Genomic DNA, 19,004 nt, shown 5'->3' with positions numbered 1-19,004 from the left:
TCTGTGTGGTTGTTGAGATGGCTGGTGGCGATCTGGGTGGCGTTGTTCGCCGCAGCCGCTGGCGCATGGGCAAGCGACACGTTCCCCGGTACAATCTTAAGTGGTTCCTCCGGAAGTATTGCCGGGACGACCGCGGGCATGACGGGTGAAACGGGCGAACCCAACTTCATCGGTGGTGCAACCACCTCAGATTGGTATTCCTGGACTGCGACTGCCTCCGGCCTTTTCACCATCGGCACTTGCAACATTACCTCCGAGACGGTGACGAACACCGACACGACCCTGGCAGCGTATACGGGGTCTGCCGTGAACGCCCTCACGGCGGTTGGAACCAACGATGACACGACGGGTTGCAACAGCACCGTCAATGCCAATTACGGCAGCTTCCTCTCCTTCAATGCGGTGTCCGGCACCACCTATCGTTTTCAGGTGGACACCTATTCAAGCGGTGCGACAGGCACGTTCACCCTGCGCTGGGGCCTTTCGGCACTATCCGTTGCAGTGACCGATGCCACGGCGACCGAGGGCGGCGATACGGCAGCTTTCACGGTTCGCCCCGTCAGTCCGCCAGCCGGCAGCTCGGCTGTCACCGTCACGATCGGTGCGAGTTCGCCCGCCTCCCAGTGCACCTTCGCGCCGACGACTCTTACGTTTACGGCAGCCAACTTCACCACGCCGCAGACCGTGACGGTGACCGCGGTCAACGATGCCTCCGCCGAAGGTACGCATTCCTGCGCACCCGCGACCATCACGGCAGCAGGCACGGGCTATGCCGGCATCAGCGCGACCCCGCCTACCATCACCATCTTCGACAATGACAATCCCAACTTCACCATCTCAAAAGCGGTGAGCGCCGGTTCCATCAACGCCCCCGGCACCCTGACTTACACGATCACGGTCGACAACAACGGCACCGCGGTGCTCACCAGTCCTGTGGTCACCGACACTCTGAAACTCGGTGTCACGACGCTGACGCCGACATCGGGGCCGACGCTGACGTCCGGTGACACGAACAGCGACGGCATCGTGCAGGATACGGAGACGTGGCTCTATACCGTGACCTACAACGTCACTCAGGCGAACATCGACACAGGCGGCTCATTCACCAACGTGTCGACATGGGCATGTGCGCAGGTGGCGGTGAAAACGTCCAACACGGTCACCACGACCATCACGCAGACGCCGAATTATACGATTGTGAAGGCGCAATCGAGCGGACCATCGCCGGTGACGGCCGCTGGCAACGTCATCGGCTATTCCATCACGGTGGCCAATACGGGCAACGTGACGCTGACGTCGCCTTCGCTCACCTCCGACACGTTCCAGCTGGGCGGAGCCGCCCGCACGCTGACGGCGGGACCCACATTGTCGTCGGGCGACACGGATTCGGATGGCGCCCTCGATGTGGGGGAGACGTGGATCTATGCAGCCACCTACACGGTGCCGCAGACCGACGTGGACGGCACGGGATCCTACACCAACCAGGCCGCTTATTCGACCACACAGGCGGGCGCCAAGACCAGCAACACGGTGACGACAAACGTGACGCGCACGGCGTCGTTCACCAACAGCAAGGCCCAGGCGCTTCCCGCTGCGGGCGGACCCATCACAGCGGCGGGGCAGACGCTTTCGTACACGATTGCTGTTGCCAATTCGGGTAACCAAACACTCACTGGCCCGGTGATGGTGAGCGATACCTTCCAGTTGGGTGGCGTGGGGCGGACGCTGGCGGCCGGTCCCAGTTATTCCTCAGGTGATACCGACAGTGATGGTGCCATTGATGTGGGTGAAATCTGGACTTACACCGCGAGCTATGTGTCGACCCAGGCCGATATCGACGCGAGCGGCAGCTTCACTAATGTCGAAACCTTCGACACGGCGCAGACCGCGCCAGTCACTTCCAACACGGTGACGACCGGCGTCACGCGCTCGCCCTCGTTCACCAATGTGAAAAGCCAGTTCTCCGGCCCCAACCCGGTGACGGCGGCGGGGCAGGTGATGACCTATCGCGTGACCATCGCCAACACGGGCAACCAGACGCTCACGACGCCCGTTGTGGTGAGTGACACGTTCCAGCTTGGTGGTGCGGCTCGCACCCTGAGCAGCGGTCCGGCCTATACCTCGGGCGACACTGATTCCGATGGCGCCATCGACGTGGGCGAGACGTGGCTCTACAGCGCCACCTATACAACGACCCAAGCCGACATTGATGGCACGGGGAGCTACAGCAACCTCGCACAATTCGACACGGCGCAGACTGCGCCAGTCACTTCCAACACGGTGACGACGAGCGTCACGCGGTCTCCTTCCTTCACCGTGGCGAAGGCCAAGACGTCCGGGCCTGCCACGATCACGGCCGCGGGGCAGGTGCTCGGATATACCATCACGGTGGTGAACAGCGGCAACCAGACGCTCAACGGACTGTCGATCAGCGATACCTTCCAGTTGGGTGGCGCCGCGCGCACGCTGACGAGCGGTCCCAGCTATGCGAGCGGCGACACGGACAGCGATGCTGCCATCGACGTGGGCGAGACGTGGACCTATGCGGCGTCCTACACCGTGCCGCAGACGGACATGGACGGCATCGGCAACTTCACCAACAGTGCCACCTATGACACGGCACAGACCACACCTTCGACCACGGGCACCGTGACCACGAATGTTTCGCGCACGGCTTCGTTCTCGATCCTGAAGGGGCAGACGGGTGGGCCCAACCCTATCACCGCGGCGGGCCAGACGATCACCTGGCTCATCACCATCAGCAACACGGGCAATCAGACGCTGACGGGCCTCAGCCTCACCGACTCGTTCACCCAGGCCGGGAGCGCGCGGACGCTCACAAGCGGGCCAAGCTATTCGTCTGGCGACACCGACAGCGATGGCGCCGTGGATGTGGGCGAGGTCTGGCTCTATGGGGCGACCTATACCGTGTCGCTGTCCGACATGAACAACGGCGGCACCTATTCCAATACTGCGACCTTCGACACGACACAGACCGCGCCCACGACTTCGGCTGCGGTGACGACGGCGATCTCGCAGACGGCGACACTCAGCATCGACAAGTCCTTCGTCATCACCACCGATGGCGGCACCATCGGCCAGGCGGATCCGGGCGACGTCATCACCTACTATTACGACGTCACCAACACCGGCAATGTGACGATGACCAATATCTCCGTTGGTGACGCCCACAGCGGCACCGGCACACCGCCCACGCCTTCGCCGGCGCTTTTGGCCTCGCTCAATCCAGCCGGAACATTCCAGTTCACAGCCACCTACCACGTAACGCAGGGCGACATCGACGCGCAGTAGGCCGCACTTCGTCCGGAGCGGGCGGATGGGGGTGACGGGATAAAATCTATGCGTGTGCAGGCCCGCCGTTTTCCCGTTCAAGGTTCACTCCGCGGCGCAAGACGGCATTGAATGTTGGGGCGCGGAATGTCACCGTATGCAACGGGTTCAGTGCCGTCTGGTGGACGGACATCGAGCCCATCCTGTCTGTATTGTGACGAGTATCTTGGCGATGAAGCATACGAACATTGCTGTGCTGGAGACGCGGTGGTGGGCCCGGTCGAATGTGTCCGTGCGGGGCTTTTTCGACCTGATTGCCGATATCCACTGCGACAATCCCCACACCTATCACTATGAGATGGTGAATTCCGAGCAGGCGGCCAAAGAGGCCATCACGCGCATCGGATCGTTGCGGCATTGCAAATATCTCTACTTTGCCTCGCATGGCGACGAGGGCGGCCTGCACTTCGAGGGTGAGCAGCGCCTGACCCGCACCGAACTGCGGAACGCACTCGCTGCAAGCGATGGCTCGCAATTCATCGGCCTGTATCTCGGCGCTTGCGCCTTCGGGGCGCGCAGCCTCGCCGATCACCTGTTCAAGAATGGCGATGTGAAGCTGAAGTGGGTGGCGGGCTACAGCAAGGATCTGGACTGGGTGCAGTCCTCGGTGCTCGACCTACTCGTGCTGAACGAGATCCTCGGGCGGCGGCGCAAAGGCGATAGCACGCCGCAACACCTGCAGCGCTCGATGAAGAAAGTGAACAAACTCGCTGGCGGACTGATCAAGGAACTGGGCTTCGGATTCTATGTGCCAAAAGGCCGGCGCGGCGGCGTGAAGAACTTGCTGGATGGGGACGAGGTGTGAGGTTTTTCCCAAAGCCACGGCGTGCAGGCGTCGCGTTTCGCTCCTCACTGTGACAGGGGTCACCTGGTGAGTTGCCTGGCAGCGGGACATGTTCACACGCTGATATTTCTTGATGATCTCGCGTGAGCAATTCGTCGCCCCGGCATTTCAAGTCCTGAGCATGCTCAGGTCGGGGACCTCCCGGCTGGAACTCCGTGCACGAATTTGCCTTTGTAACGACGAAAAAGGCAATTTTTGATTGTAGCCTGCGTCTTTTTTTCAACCTCCTCCTCTGCTGGACTGCAACCGGGGTGGGGAGAATAAATCATGTGGCGACAAGTCCACCTCGCGTCTGGAATTGCAGTTTCTATTCTTGCAAGCATGGGCACGGCATTGGCCGGGTCTTTTTCCGAGACTTATTTTTTTGGTGACGGCCTCACTGACGCCGGTTTCTACAGACCCTTGCTGCCAAGCTCCGTTCGGCCAGTCACGGGGCAGTTCACCACGAATCCTGCTGATGTCTGGGCGCAAATCATTGCTGACGAACTGGGGACTTCGGCTGATCCCAACGGCAACGGACAGACCGGCACGAATTATGCAAATGGCGGTGCCCGCGTCGTCGTCGATTGGGTGGGTGCCCTTGGTCCTGTTCCGTCGATGAACACTCGGGTGAACGATTACCTGACAGAACACGGCGGTGTGGCGGATCCGGGTGCGCTGTACACCGTCTGGGGTGGCATGAATGACATCGCTTTGGTGCTAGCGGGTATCGCTCCTCCCACAGCCATTGACGATGCTGTGGTGGGCGAGGTTGCCATGGTGCAGGCGCTTGCCAACGCGGGTGCCCGTTACGTCCTGGTGCCTACTGTCTACGATCTCGGTGTTGCGCCAACTTATCGTGCAGCGGGGCCGGCGGCTCAGGCAGATGCAACGGCCCTGACACAAGATTTCAATAGCCAACTCTTCGACGGCCTCGCTGCTGCAAATCTTCCTGTGATCCCATTGAACACGTTCGCGCTGCTGCAGGAGGTGGTTGCCGATCCTGCACTCTATGGCTTCAGCAATGTGACGGGAACGGCCTGCATGCCGCAGATCACCGCCAATTCCCTCACATGCAATCCGACCTCGTTGGTGGCTCAGGATGCGCCCTATACCCATCTGTTCGCGGACGGTGTGCATTTGTCGGCCGGCGGGCACCAGTTGCTGGCGCAGTATGCGCTCTCCGTGCTGGATGCACCGGCGCAAATGGGCCAAATCGCAGATTCGGCAGTGACCGGAGGGCGCGCAAGGTTCCAGTCTCTGACGGAGCATCTGGGGCAACCCAGCGAGCAGGGAAACTTCTGGTGGGGGCAGGGGTTGGCCGGGCTTGCTGATGGCGATGAGAACCTTGATGCCATGGCGGGAGTGAAACATGTGCGGGGCAATGTCACGTTCGGTGTGCATGCGGGCTTCGGCCGGCAAACGCGCGAGGAGGGCCGCGACGAGATCAATTTCGTCATGCCGACCTTCTTGAGAACGCCCCCAATGATCAGGGTGGAGGATATCAACTACCAGATCGCGGGAAACGGGACGGAGCACGATGCGACGGAGGCCAGTATTGGCGGGTTTGTCGGCTGGCGCGGTACGAACCTGTGGATGAACAGTCTCGTCAACGTTTCACTCGCGGACTACGACATCACGCGCACTGTCGCACTTGGCGCGGCCACGCGGCGGCATCACGGCGAGACGCATGGCCACAGCGCAAGCCTGGGCTTCACAGCCGGATATGACGTCGAGATGGACAAGCTGACCGTGACTCCGCTGGCCAGCCTTTTGCTTCAATACGTTTCACTGGATGGTTTCGCGGAAGACAATCCGGACCTTTCCACCTCCATGCGCTTCCTCGACTTCAACCGCAGGTCAGCGATAGGGAGCCTCGGTGCCGAATTCGCTTACGAACTGACCGACCTGACGGAGGTTTTTGCCCGCGCCACATGGGACCATGAGTTTGCCGGTGTTGGCAGCAACCGCGCGCAGCTCCAGTCCATTCCCGGTAGCCTGCCGTTTGCTTTGCCGGGCTCGGACAGACCTTCGGACAACGTGACACTGCACACAGGCTTCCGTTCCAGGCATGAGGCCTTCAACGTGACGGGCGGCCTGATCTCCAGCCTCGTCGTGGGCGGGGACACGAACGTCACGGGCTATGTGACGTTGAGCCGGAGTTTTTGAGGGTGGTTGCCTCCCAGGTTTAGTACCTTGCTTAGCAAGCCTGCAGGAATGCGGGGCGGGCCTTACACATTTTGAGGCACACCCCAAGGTGAGGGACAGGCGCAATGGCAACCTGCCACGTCAGTTTCTCATGCCGAGTTACGAGGAGTTGGTCACTCCGCTGCTTCCTTCCGTCCCCGCTTGAGCACGTCCTTGAGGTAATGCCCTGTGTAGCTGCGGGGATTGCGGGCGACGTCTTCCGGGGTTCCGGCGGCTACGATTTCGCCGCCGCCGTCGCCGCCTTCCGGGCCCAGGTCGATGATCCAGTCGGCGGTCTTGATGACTTCGAGGTTGTGTTCGATCACCACCACGGAGTTGCCCTGCTCCACCAGTTCATGCAGCACCTCCAACAGTTTCTTCACGTCGTGGAAGTGCAGGCCTGTTGTGGGTTCGTCGAGCAGGTAGAGGGTGCGCCCCGTCGAGCGGCGGGAGAGTTCCTTTGAGAGCTTCACGCGCTGGGCTTCGCCGCCGGAGAGTGTCGTCGCCTGCTGGCCGATCTTGATGTAGCCGAGGCCGACACGCTGCAAGGTTTCCAGTGTGTTGCGCACGGCGGGAACGGCCTTGAAGAAGTCGGCGCCTTCGGTGACGGTCATTTCCAGAACGTCAGCGATGGACTTGTCCTTGAATTTGATCTCCAGTGTTTCGCGATTGTAGCGGTGGCCATGGCAGGCATCGCAGGTCACGTAGACGTCCGGCAGGAAGTGCATCTCGATCTTGATGACGCCATCGCCCTGGCAGGTTTCGCAACGGCCACCCTTGACGTTGAAGGAGAAGCGGCCAGGCTCGTAGCCGCGGGCCTTGGCTTCGGGCAATCCTGCGAACCAGTCGCGGATCGGCGTGAAGGCGCCGGTGTAGGTGGCCGGGTTGGAGCGCGGCGTGCGGCCGATGGGGCTCTGGTCGATGTCGATGATCTTGTCGAGGTGTTCGATGCCTTCAATGCGGTCGTGCACAGAAGGGGCTTCGCGTGACCCCATGAGCTTGCGGGCGAGTGCGCGGTACACGGTATCGATCAGCAGGGTGGACTTGCCGCCGCCGGAGACGCCGGTGATGCAGGTGAAGACGCCGAGCGGGATTTCGGCGCTGACGTTTTTCAGGTTGTTGGCGCGGGCGCCAGAGACACGGATGGAGCGGCCTTTCTCCCAGGTGCGGCGCTTCCGGGGTACGGGCACCTGTTCGAGGCCCACCAGATATTTCCCGGTGAGGCTCTCGGGATTCTGCATGACCTGCTCGGGCGTACCTTGCGCCACCACACGGCCGCCGTTCACGCCCGCGCCGGGACCAATGTCCACGACATAGTCGGCGAGGCGAATGGCGTCTTCATCGTGCTCCACAACAATCACGGTGTTGCCGATGTCACGGAGGTGGATAAGGGTCTTGAGCAGGCGGTCATTGTCGCGCTGGTGCAAGCCGATCGAGGGTTCGTCCAACACGTAGAGGACGCCGGTGAGGCCGGACCCGATCTGCGAAGCGAGGCGGATGCGCTGGCTCTCGCCACCCGACAGCGTGCCAGAGACGCGGTTGAGGGACAGGTAATTCAGGCCGACATCGACGAGGAAGCGCAGGCGCTCGCGGATTTCCTTGAGGATGCGGGCGGCGATTTCCTTTTGCTTCGGCGTGAGGGTGAAGTCCAGTTGGGTGTACCAGCGGTCGGCATCGGCGATGGACATTTGCGTCACCTCGCCGATGTGCAGCTTGTCGATCTTCACGGCCAGCGCCTGTGGCTTGAGGCGGAAGCCGGTGCAAGCGTGGCAATCATGGTCCGACTGGTAGCGGGAGAGTTCCTCGCGCATCCATTCGGAATCCGTCTCGCGCCAGCGCCGCTCGATGTTGCCGATCACGCCTTCGAAGGGCTTCCTGGTCTTGTAGGTGCGCAGGCCATCATCATAGGTGATGGTGATCTCGTCCTCGCCGGTACCGTTCAGGACGGCGTCGCGGACCTTCTTCGGCAGGTCCTTCCACGGTGTCGTCATGGAGACCTTGAAGTGCCTGGCGAGGGCCTCCAGCGTCTGCATGTAGTAGGGCGAGGTGGCGCCTGTCTTGCTCCAGGGCGCAACGGCGCCGTCGCGGAGGCTGAGGGTTGTATCGGGCACCACCAATTCCGGCTCGAACTTCAATTCCGTGCCGAGGCCATCGCAGGTGGGGCAGGCGCCGAAGGGGTTGTTGAAGGAGAAGAGGCGGGGCTCGATCTCCTCGATGGTGAAACCGGAGACGGGGCAGGCAAAGCGCTCAGAGAATATAATGCGCTCGTGCGTTTCGTTCTTCGACTTGTTGGCGCTTTCCTCCGACGTCTGCGACGGCGGCAGCGGCTTGTCGGCGAATTCGGCAATGGCCAGGCCGTCGGCCAGTTTCAGCGCGGTTTCGAAAGAGTCAGCGAGGCGGGTGGCGATGTCTTCGCGCACCACGATGCGGTCCACGACAACATCGATGTCGTGCTTGTATTTCTTGTCGAGGGCGGGAACGGCATCGATCTCGTGGAAGATGCCATCCACCTTCACGCGCTGGAAGCCCTTCTTCTGGAGATCCTGCAGGTCCTTGCGGTACTCACCCTTCCGTCCACGGACGATTGGCGCGAGGATGTAGAGGCGGGCACCTTCGGGGAGGGCCATGACGCGGTCCACCATCTGCGTCACCGTCTGGGCTTCGATGGGGAGGCCGGTTGCCGGCGAATAAGGCACACCGACGCGCGCAAAGAGCAGGCGCATGTAGTCGTAGATTTCGGTGACGGTGCCCACGGTGGACCGCGGGTTGCGGCTCGTCGTTTTCTGCTCGATCGAGATGGCGGGCGAGAGGCCGTCGATCTGGTCGACGTCCGGCTTCTGCATCATCTCAAGGAATTGGCGGGCGTAGGCTGAGAGTGATTCCACATAGCGGCGCTGGCCTTCAGCATAAATCGTGTCGAAGGCGAGGGATGATTTTCCGGAGCCCGAAAGTCCGGTGAAGACGATCAGCTTGTCCCGGGGCAGTTCGAGGGAGACGTTTTTCAGGTTGTGCTCGCGGGCACCCTGAATGGAAATCACGCGTTTCTGTTCGGCCATGGCACCCGGACTAGAATAAAAGGGGAACGAAGACAAGAAATTCGAAGTTTAGCCTGCGCATGGCAGCACCGTGTCAGGAGCCGCCGGGATTTCCACAACTCAGATGGCGCGGCTTGGTTTCCGGGGCTTGCGGAACTGCATCAATACATGGCCAAGCAGGGCGAGGAAGACGACGCTGCCGCCGATGATGGTCATGCGGGTTGGCACCTCGCCATGCACAAGCCAGACCCAGATCGGCGCCAGCACCGGCTCCAGCGTGCTGATGAGGGCTGCGAGGGCGGCGGGCACCATGCGGGCTCCGGTGACGAAGATTGCAAGGCCGAAGCCCAGGTTCACGGCACCGAAGAGGATGAGCCAGGCAAAGTCCACCGCCGAGACGGCAAAGCTGGTGGTCATGATGCCGGAGAACAGGGCGGCAAGCGCCACGCCGAAGCAGACGGCCGGGACCATCTCGATGTTGTGGTGGCGGCGGGTGATGACGGTTGCGATGGAGAAGGCGATGGTGATGACCAGCGCCAGGCCGTCGCCGATCAGCGAGACTTCTCCGGTGAAGGATTGCGAGACCATGATGGCGACGCCGGTGATCACTGCGGCGATGGCAATCCAGGTCCCGCGGCTCACGGCTTCACGGAACACGAGGAAACTGATGAGTGCCGCAAAGAGGGGCGCGCCGGCCTGCATGAGCAGAATGTTGGCGACCGTTGTATGGGCGAGAGCCACCACGAAGGACGTGGAAGCGATGCAGAAGCAGAGACCCACAGCAAGGCCCGGCCAACCCATCACGCGGAAATGATCCACCGTGCCCTGGGGCCCGTGTTTCACCGCCATGTAGAGCAACAGGAAGACGGTGGCGAAATAGGAGCGCCAGAAGACGACCGTCCAGCTGTCGGCCTCGATGAAGCGGCGGATGGTGCCGCCGAAACTCCAGGTGAGCGCAGCCCCACCCACCAGCAGAAGGCCGGCCGTCACGGAATGGCGGAGGTGCGGGGAGGTTGTCATTGATGCAGCCGTATTCAGGATTGGGCCGCCGCGCTAAGGGAACCGGCGCTGTTTGGCAAGCCTCAATGCCCAGGAGTCAGGCAGTCCAGCTTCCGGGTGACGGGTTATCGTGCGACCCGCTCCGCAGGGCGGGGACAATGGAAAAATGGCTTTGCAAGGGCAGGTGGACACCTTAAAAGGTGAATCAATGCAACCCCTCTGATTTGCGGAATTTTTCCCGTGTCATTCATCGTCCGGCTGATGTTCGTGGTCATTTCCCTGGCCACCTGTTTGACCACCGCACGCGCCGATGACAGCGTTCCGGGAAATGACTCGATCGCAATCTTCGCAGGTCAGGCCACGTGGACGAATTTCGTGGAGAGCATGTATGCGCCGTGGCGCAACGACATGGCGGACCTTGGCGTCGTCGGGCTTGCCTATTCGCATCGCTTCGGCTCGGTGAACGACATCACGGGAGGCATCCTGCCGCCGGTGATCGGTGATCATCTGTTCGTTGAAGGCGAAGTGGGCGGCTCGTTCCGCTTCGGCGATGAGGACCTGGGCGAAGGCTGGGCTGCTGCCTACCTGCGCTACGACAACCTGCCCTGGAACGACTACGTCTACACCACCATCGCCGTGAACACGGGCGTGAGCTACCTCACGGAAACCTCGGAATTCGAGCGTAGCCGCGACAGCAAGTCGGAAGCCGCGAAGCTGTTGCATTACATGGGCCCGGAAATCACCTTCGCCAATCCGGAGAACAAGAACCTGGAACTGCTGGTGCGTTACCACCACCGTTCGGGTGTGTTCGGATTGTTCGATGACGTGGTGAGCGGATCGACTTTCATCACCGCCGGCTTGCGCTACCGCTTCTGATCATCAATTGATGTGTGACGGGCAGGTGGCTACTGGTCGGCCTGCGCGCTGACCCGCTGGCCATCAACGGAGACGCTGGCGGCAGATACGGTGACAGTCATGCCCTTGGTCTTGCCCACCACCTGCAACGGCACATGCAAGACCTTGCCTGACGACAACTGCACAGGTCCCAGGGTGAGAGCGTAGGTTTCCACTTCCGTGTCGCCCTTGTCCACGGCAACGCCTGCAACCGGTGTCCAGGTCAGCTTGCATTCCATGGCGTTGCCGGCGTCCTTGCGGAAGGCCAATGCCAGGTCGAACACATCCTTGCCGTCGTAGACGCGATACTTGCCGGAGCAGGGCTTGTCCTGCTGGCTGTTGGCCATTTTCAGGATTGCGGTGAGCGGATCGGACGTTGACTTGCCCAGCGCCGAGGCCACCGCCGATGGCGGGGGCTGCACTTCGCCGGAGTAGGAGACGGTGACGCCACCGCCCGGCTGCCAGGTCACGTCCGTCGACTTGGCCTTCTTGCCCTTCTTCTTGCGGTCGTTGCCGTAAACGCCGGGAATGAAGCGCTCGCCGTCCACGGTTCCCGAGGCGGAAAGGTTCATCTTGTAACCGGTGAACATGTTGGAGACGCCGGAGGTCTTGCCAAAGAGCGAGGCTTCGAAACTGCCGTCACTGATCTCGGCGCGGTAGCTGGCCTTGAGGACAGTCGAGCCCGCGACATCGACGACGTAACCCAGTTCGATCACGTTCCCCGCCCACGCTGCGGTGGAGGGTACAGCCGCCATGATGCCCATGGCAAATCCTGCCACTGCCCATCGCCTCGCCGTTTCGTGCATCGCCTGGTTCATTCGTACATCACACCCCATTGGCCGCCATCCTTCAATGGCTGGCAGCGCCGCAACGCTTGCGCGGTCAATTTGACAGGAATGGGGCGGGTTTTCTGCGCCGCGGTGACGTTCAGTTCTCGATGTTCCATGTCGAGGAGATGAAGGTCTCGTCTTCCTGGGTTTCGCGTTCGAACTTCAGGAAGTCGTAGTAGCCGCAGTTGTCGTCGCCGGGGAATTCGCGGCAGGTGGAGGGGCGCGCGAGATAGATGGTGCAACGGCGGGCTTCGGTATCGAAGAACTGGCAGATCTTGCCGTAGTGCGTGTCGGCCTTGCGGCGCATGATGCGCTTGTAGCCGTGGGTCGCCTTGAAATACTTCTTCTCGGCCGCCGGAAGAGTCATTCCGAAATGCTTGGCGATGCGGGCCGCGTCGCGGTCCTTCACTTCGATGACGGGATAGGAGCAGCAATAGCCCGGGCACTTCAGGCAGTCATACTTGAGCTTCTTCGGGCGCGGCTTTGCTGCCGCCGTCTTGGTCTTGCCAGTCTTCGCCATGGTTCCTCACGCAGCCGGAGCAGTCTTGGCCAACGGTTTCTGGTCCTTCGCGCGGATCAACTGGAAGCGGCGATTGGTTTCCACCATCTCGCCCATCAGCCATTCGCGGAAGGCCCGGGCCGTGGCTTGCTCCTTGGACCCTTTCTTGCGGACAATCCAATAGCTGCCGTGATCCTTCATGTCGATTGAGAAGGGGCGCAAAAGCCAGCCTTCCACAAGAGAATCAGTGCAGAGGATCTGGTCGCCCAGGGCAAAGCCCTGTCCGGCTTCGGCGGCCTCGATGGCGAGGTGGTTCTGGAAGACGGTGCCGCGCCAGTCCATCTCGGCGCGGACGCCTGCTTCCTTCAGCCAGTCGGCCCAGTATTCCTTGCGGCTTTCGTGGAGAAGGGTGAAGTCGTCCAACTGGGCAGGCTGCAGTGCCGGCTGATCGGCGATGAGCTTGGGTGCGCAGACCGGGAAGATCACCACATCCGACAGCTTGAACATCTCCACGTCGTCCCAGGGGCCGCGGCCATAGCGGATGCCGAGGTCGTAGTCGTCGGCATAGAAATCGATGAGGCGGTTGGAAGCATCGATCGAGAGTTCAATATCGGGGTGAAGGTCGCTGAACTTGCCGATGCGGCCCACGAGCCAGCGCGAGGCGATGGCAGGCTCCACCGATACCTTCAGGGTGCGGGCATCGCCCACGGCTGCGGCTTCGCGGGCGGCATCAGCGAGTTGATCGAAGAGGGGCGTGAGCTTCTGGCCGAAGATGCGGCCTGGTGCCGTCAATTCGACGCCCCGTCCGGTGCGGGTGAACAACTCCGTGCCGAGATATTCCTCCAGCTCCCGGATATGGCGGCTGATGGCGGCGTGGGTGACAAAAAGTTCGCCCGCCGCATCGGTGAAACTCTCGTTCCGGGCGGCGGCTTCGAAGGCTTTCAGGGCATTGAGCGAGGGGAGTCGGCGGGCCATGGCAAGACGTTAGCACAAGTCGTGTAACTTTTTCTAACATGTCATGTCAGTTTTCGCCGTTTGTCTTTTTGCACCTGCGAAGTTACCTTGCAGACATCCGGAAAAGACCCGGACCAAGATTTGATGAGGACTTACCATGAACTGGATTCTTGAAACATATTCAGACGTTTACAGCACCGCGATGATGCATGACGTCAAGGCTCGCCATCATGCTCCGGCGAACCGCAAGTCGAAGACCCTGAACAAGATCGTGCGCTTTTTCCATCGTGGATAAGGCATTCGGACTGTTCGTTTTCGCAAACGCACAATAACGGGACCCTGGTTGCAGAATCAGGGTCTTGTTTTTTGTCGTTTGATAGAACATATAGCGAACATGTTCTGGTTGTGGACGGCGGTGTTTAGCGGATGCAGCGCCTTGCGGCGGGGACTATGACGGCGGTGAACAGTGCCTATCTGATGTGACAAGGGAGACGCGTGATGGCTGGATCGGTGAACAAGGTGATTTTGGTGGGCAACCTCGGACGTGATCCGGAAGTGCGCCACACACAGGACGGCAAGCCCATCGTCAACCTCTCGATTGCCACGTCTGAAAGTTGGCGCGACCGCAACAGCGGGGAGCGCAAGGAAAAGACGGAATGGCACCGTGTGGTGATCTTCAACGAAGCGCTGGCCAAGGTGGCGGAACAGTACCTGAAAAAGGGCTCGACGGTTTATATCGAGGGCCAGTTGCAGACGCGCAAGTACACGGACCAGTCGGGTGCCGAAAAATATTCGACCGAAGTGGTGCTGCAGAATTTCCGTGGTGAGCTGACGATGCTGGGCGGTCGCCCGGGCAGCGAGAGCGGCGCCAGCAGCGGCGGCTTCGGCGGTGGCGGCGACGACTTTGGCGCATCCTCGCCGATGGAACGTCCGCGCGCGGCGGGCGGCGGTGCCAAGCAGAGTTTCGCGCGTGACCTTGACGATGAGGTTCCGTTCTAGTCTGGTGCGGCTTCCATACCGGGGAAGCCATTCATGCGCCGTTCCTGTCTTGCAATCCTCGCAATCGCCGCACTGAGCCCCTGCGCCGGGGCGGACGAGCCATACATGGACGATCGCTCGGACGCGGCGAGCCTCGTGCGGTCGCTCTACAATGCGGTGAACCGGCACGAATACGCCCGCGCGTATGATTACTTCACCGCGCCGCCCGCCAAGACTTTCGATGCCTATGTCCAAGGCTACGAGGGGACGGCACGCGTCGACGTGATCACCGGCCGGGTGAAATCCGATGGTGCCGCGGGTTCGGTGTTCTATGCTGTGCCGACAGCCGTGCGTGCCAGGGATGGCGCGGGCAAGACCAGTTATTTCGCGGGCTGTTATACGGTGCGCGCCGTCAACGGAACGGTTCAGGATCCGCCCAACCGGCCGCTGCGGATCGAGTCCGCCAAGCTCAAGGTCAGCACCGAGGCGGACTACACGTTCTTCGGCCTTCCCGATTGCGGCAACGGCGCGGAGGAGGGAAATGAGGCCCCGCCCGATGCTGCTACGCTGCTGAACCAGGCCAGGCAACGCTTCGCGTCCGAGATGGCCTTCGCGTGCGACAAGGTTGCGGAGACATTGGGCGGGATGAATGAACCGGAAGTCTATCCCCTGACCTATAAGCCGGACTACGCGGGTGCCGATGAGCCCGCGCAGACTTTCACGCTCTTTGCCTTCACCTGCTCGGTCGCGGCTTACAATGTGAGCAATGTGTTCTACGGTTATGAACCGGTGTCGGGCCTGCAGCGGCTGTCGTTTGCCAGTCCGCATCTCGCGCTCACATACGAGGACCAGGAACAGACCAAGCTGACCTCGATTGCCGTCGATGGATTTGCGTCGGACAGCATTCTCACCAATGCGGAATTCGATCCCGCCACGGGCACCATCAACCACTACGCCAAATGGCGGGGAATCGGGGATGCCGCCAGCCATGGCGAATATGTCTTCCGCGAAGGGCAGTTCGTGCTGAAGGAATATGACGTGGACCCCACCACGGACGAGCAGATGAATCCCTATCTCCTTGTAAAGGATGGGAAGATGGTGGCGAAACCGGAGCTGATTCCGGACGGCTGATTCCTTGCCGCGGGGACATACTGTCGTCACAATTGACGGCTTTTTGCACCGCAACAAATCCACTCATTGATGGGGCTTATCCATGACTTACCGGTTTTCGCTTGCCGCGGCTCTCGCCGCCTGCCTTCTCTCGCCGGCCGCCCATGGGGGCGACAAACTCTCGTCTTCCGAACTTCGCCAACTGGCGCCCGGCCAGTACGCCGTGAACGTGATGGGGCTTGTCAGCATGACCGTTTCGATGCGCCCGAATGGCGTCATCACGGGGCAGGCCAAGGGCGAGAAGGACCGTGGCCTGTGGCGCGTGAAGGGTGAGCAGCTTTGCATCGCCTGGTCGAAGTGGAACGATGGCAAGACGTCCTGCGCCGCCCTTTCCGGCGACAATGGCAGCTATCGCGGCGGTGGTCTTTCCATCCGCCGAATCTGAGCCTGATTCCAACCGCTTGCGCGGGCGCAGAATCTGCGAAAAACCTGCTGATTTCATTGCCCTGACACGGTGGCGGGAGTAGTCTCACGCGGATGTTTCGCGAGTCGTGGTCCGGGCCTTCCGGAGCCGTTCGCGGCGGGAACCAGCAGAGGCATTTGTGGCCGACAAGAACGACGACAAGGCAGGCTTGCCGCCTGCCAATCCGAACGAGATTTCGCCCATCACCATCGAAGAGGAGATGCGGCAGAGCTATCTCTCCTATGCGATGTCGGTCATCGTCAGCCGCGCCCTGCCGGACGTGCGCGACGGCCTGAAGCCGGTGCACCGCCGCATCCTCTACACGATGGATGAAAACGGCTTCACGCCGGACAAGCCCTACAAAAAATCCGCCCGTATCGTCGGTGACGTGATGGGTAAGTACCATCCGCACGGCAATCTGGCGATCTATGACGCGCTGGTGCGCATGGCGCAGGACTTTTCGCTGCGCCTGCCGCTGATCGACGGGCAGGGCAATTTCGGCTCGGTGGACGGCGATCCGCCAGCGGCCGACCGCTACACCGAATCGCGCCTGGCGCGCGCCGCGATTCCGCTGCTGGACGACCTGGACAAGGACACGGTGGCTTTCCAGGACAACTATTCCAACGAATTCAAGGAACCGACGGTTCTTCCCGCCAAGTATCCCAACCTGCTGGTGAACGGGGCAGGCGGCATTGCCGTTGGCATGGCGACCAACATGGCGCCGCACAATCTGGGCGAAGTTGTTGATGCCACGCTGGCGCTGATCGACCGTCCGGAGATCACGGTTGAGGAATTGCTGCCGATCATCCCGGGTCCGGATTTCCCGACGGGCGGCATCATCCTGGGGCGCAGCGGCATCCGCAGCGCCTTCATGACGGGGCGCGGCAGCATCACCATGCGGGCGCGCGTGCAGGTGGAGGAAATCCGCAAGGACCGGCAGGCACTGGTGCTGACCGAAATTCCCTACCAGGTCAACAAGTCGACGATGATCGAGAAGATCGCCGACCATGTGCGCGAGAAGCGCATTGAGGGCATTTCCGACATTCGTGACGAAAGCTCGCGCGAAGGCATGCGCGTCGTGATCGAGTTGAAGCGCGATGCGGAGCCCGACATCGTGCTGAACCAGCTCTGGCGCTATTCCGACATGCAGACCACGTTCTCGGTAAACAACGTGGCCCTCTCCGGCGGGCGGCCGGAAATGCTCAACCTGCTCGACCTGTTGCGGTCGTTCGTGTCGTTCCGCGAGGAAGTGATCACGCGGCGCACCAAGTTCCTGCTGAAGAAGGCACGCGACCGTGCGCATGTATTGGTGGGCCTGGCCATTGCCGTTGCCAACATCGATGAAGTGATCCGCCTCATCCGCTCGTCGCGGGATGCGGCGGCGGCGCGCGAAGCGTTGATGGCGCGTGACTGGCCGGCGCGCCAGCTGGAACCGCTGATCGCCCTCATCGCCGACCCGCGCCACCGCCTGAAGGGCGACGGCACCTACCGGCTGTCAGACGAACAGGCACGCGCCATCCTGGATCTCCGCCTGCAGCGCCTCACGCAACTGGGCCTCGAAGAAATCACCGAGGAGCTGGAAAAGCTCGCGGCCGAGATCAAGGACTACCTCGACATCCTGTCGTCGCGCGTGCGCGTGCGCCAGATCATCCGCGATGAACTGATGGCGGTGAAGACCGAATTCGCAACGCCCCGCCGCACCGACATCGTGGAAAACGAGGGTGAGGTTGACGACGAGGACTTGATCCAGTCCGAGGACATGGTGGTGACGGTGAGCCACGCGGGCTACGTGAAGCGCGTGCCGCTCTCGGCCTACAGGGCGCAGCGGCGCGGCGGCAAGGGCCGTGCGGGTGCTGCGGTGCGCGAGGAAGACTTCGTCACGAAGATGTTCGTGGCCAATACCCATACGCCCATCCTGTTCTTCTCGTCCCTTGGCACGGTGTATCGCATGAAGGTGTGGCGCTTGCCGGTGGGCACGCCGCAATCGCGCGGCAAAGCCCTGATCAATATCCTGCCGTTGGAGAACGGCGAGCGCATCACCACCATCCTGCCGCTGCCGGACATGGCGGAGGGCGCATCCAAGCAGTATCTGATGTTCGCCACGGCCTCGGGCAATGTGCGCCGGAACGAGCTGGAGGATTTCGAGCTCATAAACCGCAACGGCAAGCGCGCGATGAAGCTGGATGCGGGCGACCTGATCATCGGCGTCGATCTGGCCGAGGAGCAGGACAACGTGCTGCTGACCACGGCCCAAGGCCAGTGCATCCGCTTCGAGGTGAACGACATCCGCGTGTTCAAGGGACGCGAGTCCGATGGCGTGCGCGGCATCCGTCTCGACAAGGATGACAAGGTGATCTCCATGTCGATCATCAAGCACTTCGAGGCGACGCCGCAGGACCGCGCCGCCTTCGTGAAGATGTCGCGCGCGGTTGCGGGCGACGAGGCCACGCAGGAGGGTGATGACGACGCCCCGGTGGAGGCCATGCTGAGCCAGGAACGCTATGCCGAAATGAGTGCCGCCGAACAGGTGATCCTCACCATTTCCGCCAACGGTTATGGCAAGCGCACCAGTGCCTATGAGTACCGCGTGTCGGGCCGTGGCGGCAAAGGCATCACCGCCATGGCGGTAAATGAGCGCAATGGTCCGCTGGTGGCGTCTTTCGCGGTGGAAGAGCAGGACGAGATCATGCTCGTCTCCGACCAGGGACAGATGATCCGCTGCCCGGTGCACGACATCCGCAAGACCGGACGTTCGGCGCAGGGCGTGATCGTGTTTGACACGGCCGACGACGAGCATGTCGTCTCGGTGGAACACATCGGCGAGAACGGCGGCATGAACGGTGGCGACGAGGCGGAGTGAGGCCCTCGCAACTTGCGTGGG

14 protein-coding genes are annotated in these 19,004 nt (G+C 61.6%); 9 read left to right on the top strand and 5 right to left on the bottom strand.

Annotated features, from left to right (window positions below; translation table 11 throughout):
* Nucleotides 1-138 precede the first annotated feature (138 nt).
* From IPM06_15370 to IPM06_15360, 3 genes are all read left to right on the top strand, one after another.
* Entirely contained in the window at nt 139-3,312 is a 3,174-nt protein-coding gene (locus IPM06_15370; GenBank protein MBK8771800.1) for a hypothetical protein, read from the top strand.
* Nucleotides 3,313-3,523: 211 nt separating this feature from the next.
* Nucleotides 3,524-4,156, top strand: a complete 633-nt coding sequence (locus IPM06_15365; protein MBK8771799.1) for a hypothetical protein — start codon at nt 3,524-3,526, stop codon at nt 4,154-4,156.
* A gap of 306 nt (nt 4,157-4,462) precedes the next feature.
* Complete coding sequence (locus IPM06_15360) at nt 4,463-6,343, top strand: autotransporter domain-containing protein (protein ID MBK8771798.1); 1,881 nt, start codon at nt 4,463-4,465, stop codon at nt 6,341-6,343.
* Between the two features lie 152 nt (nt 6,344-6,495).
* Here the strand turns inward: IPM06_15360 and uvrA are convergent, their stop codons facing one another.
* The gene (gene uvrA, locus IPM06_15355) at nt 6,496-9,417 is read right to left on the bottom strand and encodes an excinuclease ABC subunit UvrA (protein MBK8771797.1); all 2,922 of its coding nucleotides are present in this window, start codon (nt 9,415-9,417) and stop codon (nt 6,496-6,498) included.
* Nucleotides 9,418-9,516: 99 nt separating this feature from the next.
* Complete coding sequence (locus tag IPM06_15350; GenBank protein ID MBK8771796.1) at nt 9,517-10,416, bottom strand: DMT family transporter; 900 nt, start codon at nt 10,414-10,416, stop codon at nt 9,517-9,519.
* Nucleotides 10,417-10,635: 219 nt separating this feature from the next.
* Here IPM06_15350 and IPM06_15345 point away from each other — a divergent pair, with 219 nt between their 5' ends.
* Nucleotides 10,636-11,271 (top strand): hypothetical protein, encoded by a 636-nt coding sequence (locus tag IPM06_15345; protein ID MBK8771795.1) that lies wholly within the window; start codon nt 10,636-10,638, stop codon nt 11,269-11,271.
* A 29-nt stretch (nt 11,272-11,300) separates the two neighbouring features.
* On the opposite strand, the gene IPM06_15340 is transcribed toward IPM06_15345, so the two are convergent.
* The 3 genes from IPM06_15340 to gcvA all read right to left on the bottom strand — a co-directional run bounded on the left by IPM06_15340 (nt 11,301) and on the right by gcvA (nt 13,593).
* On the bottom strand, nt 11,301-12,107 hold the full coding sequence (locus IPM06_15340) for a DUF3108 domain-containing protein (GenBank protein MBK8771794.1): 807 nt from the start codon (nt 12,105-12,107) through the stop codon (nt 11,301-11,303).
* Between the two features lie 109 nt (nt 12,108-12,216).
* A complete protein-coding gene (locus tag IPM06_15335) occupies nt 12,217-12,639 on the bottom strand; it encodes a YkgJ family cysteine cluster protein (protein ID MBK8771793.1) in 423 nt (140 codons plus the stop codon).
* 6 nt (nt 12,640-12,645) lie between these two features.
* A complete protein-coding gene (gene gcvA, locus IPM06_15330; protein ID MBK8771792.1) occupies nt 12,646-13,593 on the bottom strand; it encodes a transcriptional regulator GcvA in 948 nt (315 codons plus the stop codon).
* Nucleotides 13,594-13,729: 136 nt separating this feature from the next.
* Between gcvA and IPM06_15325 the strand changes: the two genes are divergently transcribed.
* The 5 genes from IPM06_15325 (at nt 13,730) to gyrA (ending at nt 18,983) form a co-directional block, all read left to right on the top strand.
* The gene (locus tag IPM06_15325; protein MBK8771791.1) at nt 13,730-13,867 is read left to right on the top strand and encodes a hypothetical protein; all 138 of its coding nucleotides are present in this window, start codon (nt 13,730-13,732) and stop codon (nt 13,865-13,867) included.
* Between the two features lie 200 nt (nt 13,868-14,067).
* Nucleotides 14,068-14,571, top strand: a complete 504-nt coding sequence (locus IPM06_15320) for a single-stranded DNA-binding protein (GenBank protein ID MBK8771790.1) — start codon at nt 14,068-14,070, stop codon at nt 14,569-14,571.
* Between the two features lie 33 nt (nt 14,572-14,604).
* Nucleotides 14,605-15,681 carry a DUF1176 domain-containing protein gene (locus IPM06_15315; GenBank protein ID MBK8771789.1) on the top strand — a complete coding sequence of 359 codons (1,077 nt, stop codon included), beginning with the start codon at nt 14,605-14,607 and terminating at the stop codon, nt 15,679-15,681.
* A gap of 82 nt (nt 15,682-15,763) precedes the next feature.
* On the top strand, nt 15,764-16,105 hold the full coding sequence (locus tag IPM06_15310; protein ID MBK8771788.1) for a hypothetical protein: 342 nt from the start codon (nt 15,764-15,766) through the stop codon (nt 16,103-16,105).
* A 157-nt stretch (nt 16,106-16,262) separates the two neighbouring features.
* Nucleotides 16,263-18,983, top strand: a complete 2,721-nt coding sequence (gene gyrA, locus IPM06_15305) for a DNA gyrase subunit A (protein ID MBK8771787.1) — start codon at nt 16,263-16,265, stop codon at nt 18,981-18,983.
* Nucleotides 18,984-19,004 lie beyond the last annotated feature (21 nt).

The sequence above is a fragment of the Hyphomicrobiales bacterium genome, assembly GCA_016710435.1.
Taxonomy (GTDB): domain Bacteria; phylum Pseudomonadota; class Alphaproteobacteria; order Rhizobiales; family Aestuariivirgaceae; genus Aestuariivirga.
The sequence above is the reverse complement of the archived record's forward strand: the minus strand, read 5'-3'. Positions and strand labels throughout refer to the sequence as shown.

Bases quoted from the DNA above. Each gene is read 5' to 3' on its own strand.
- IPM06_15350 (MBK8771796.1), bottom strand. From the start codon at position 10,416: ATGACAACCTCCCCGCACCTCCGCCATTCCGTGACGGCCGGCCTTCTG.
- IPM06_15335 (MBK8771793.1), bottom strand. From the start codon at position 12,639: ATGGCGAAGACTGGCAAGACCAAGACGGCGGCAGCAAAGCCGCGCCCG.
- IPM06_15370 (MBK8771800.1), top strand. From the start codon at position 139: ATGACGGGTGAAACGGGCGAACCCAACTTCATCGGTGGTGCAACCACC.
- IPM06_15365 (MBK8771799.1), top strand. From the start codon at position 3,524: ATGAAGCATACGAACATTGCTGTGCTGGAGACGCGGTGGTGGGCCCGG.
- IPM06_15310 (MBK8771788.1), top strand. From the start codon at position 15,764: ATGACTTACCGGTTTTCGCTTGCCGCGGCTCTCGCCGCCTGCCTTCTC.
- IPM06_15360 (MBK8771798.1), top strand. From the start codon at position 4,463: ATGTGGCGACAAGTCCACCTCGCGTCTGGAATTGCAGTTTCTATTCTT.
- IPM06_15315 (MBK8771789.1), top strand. From the start codon at position 14,605: ATGCGCCGTTCCTGTCTTGCAATCCTCGCAATCGCCGCACTGAGCCCC.
- IPM06_15340 (MBK8771794.1), bottom strand. From the start codon at position 12,107: ATGAACCAGGCGATGCACGAAACGGCGAGGCGATGGGCAGTGGCAGGA.
- gcvA (MBK8771792.1), bottom strand. From the start codon at position 13,593: ATGGCCCGCCGACTCCCCTCGCTCAATGCCCTGAAAGCCTTCGAAGCC.
- IPM06_15325 (MBK8771791.1), top strand. From the start codon at position 13,730: ATGAACTGGATTCTTGAAACATATTCAGACGTTTACAGCACCGCGATG.
- uvrA (MBK8771797.1), bottom strand. From the start codon at position 9,417: ATGGCCGAACAGAAACGCGTGATTTCCATTCAGGGTGCCCGCGAGCAC.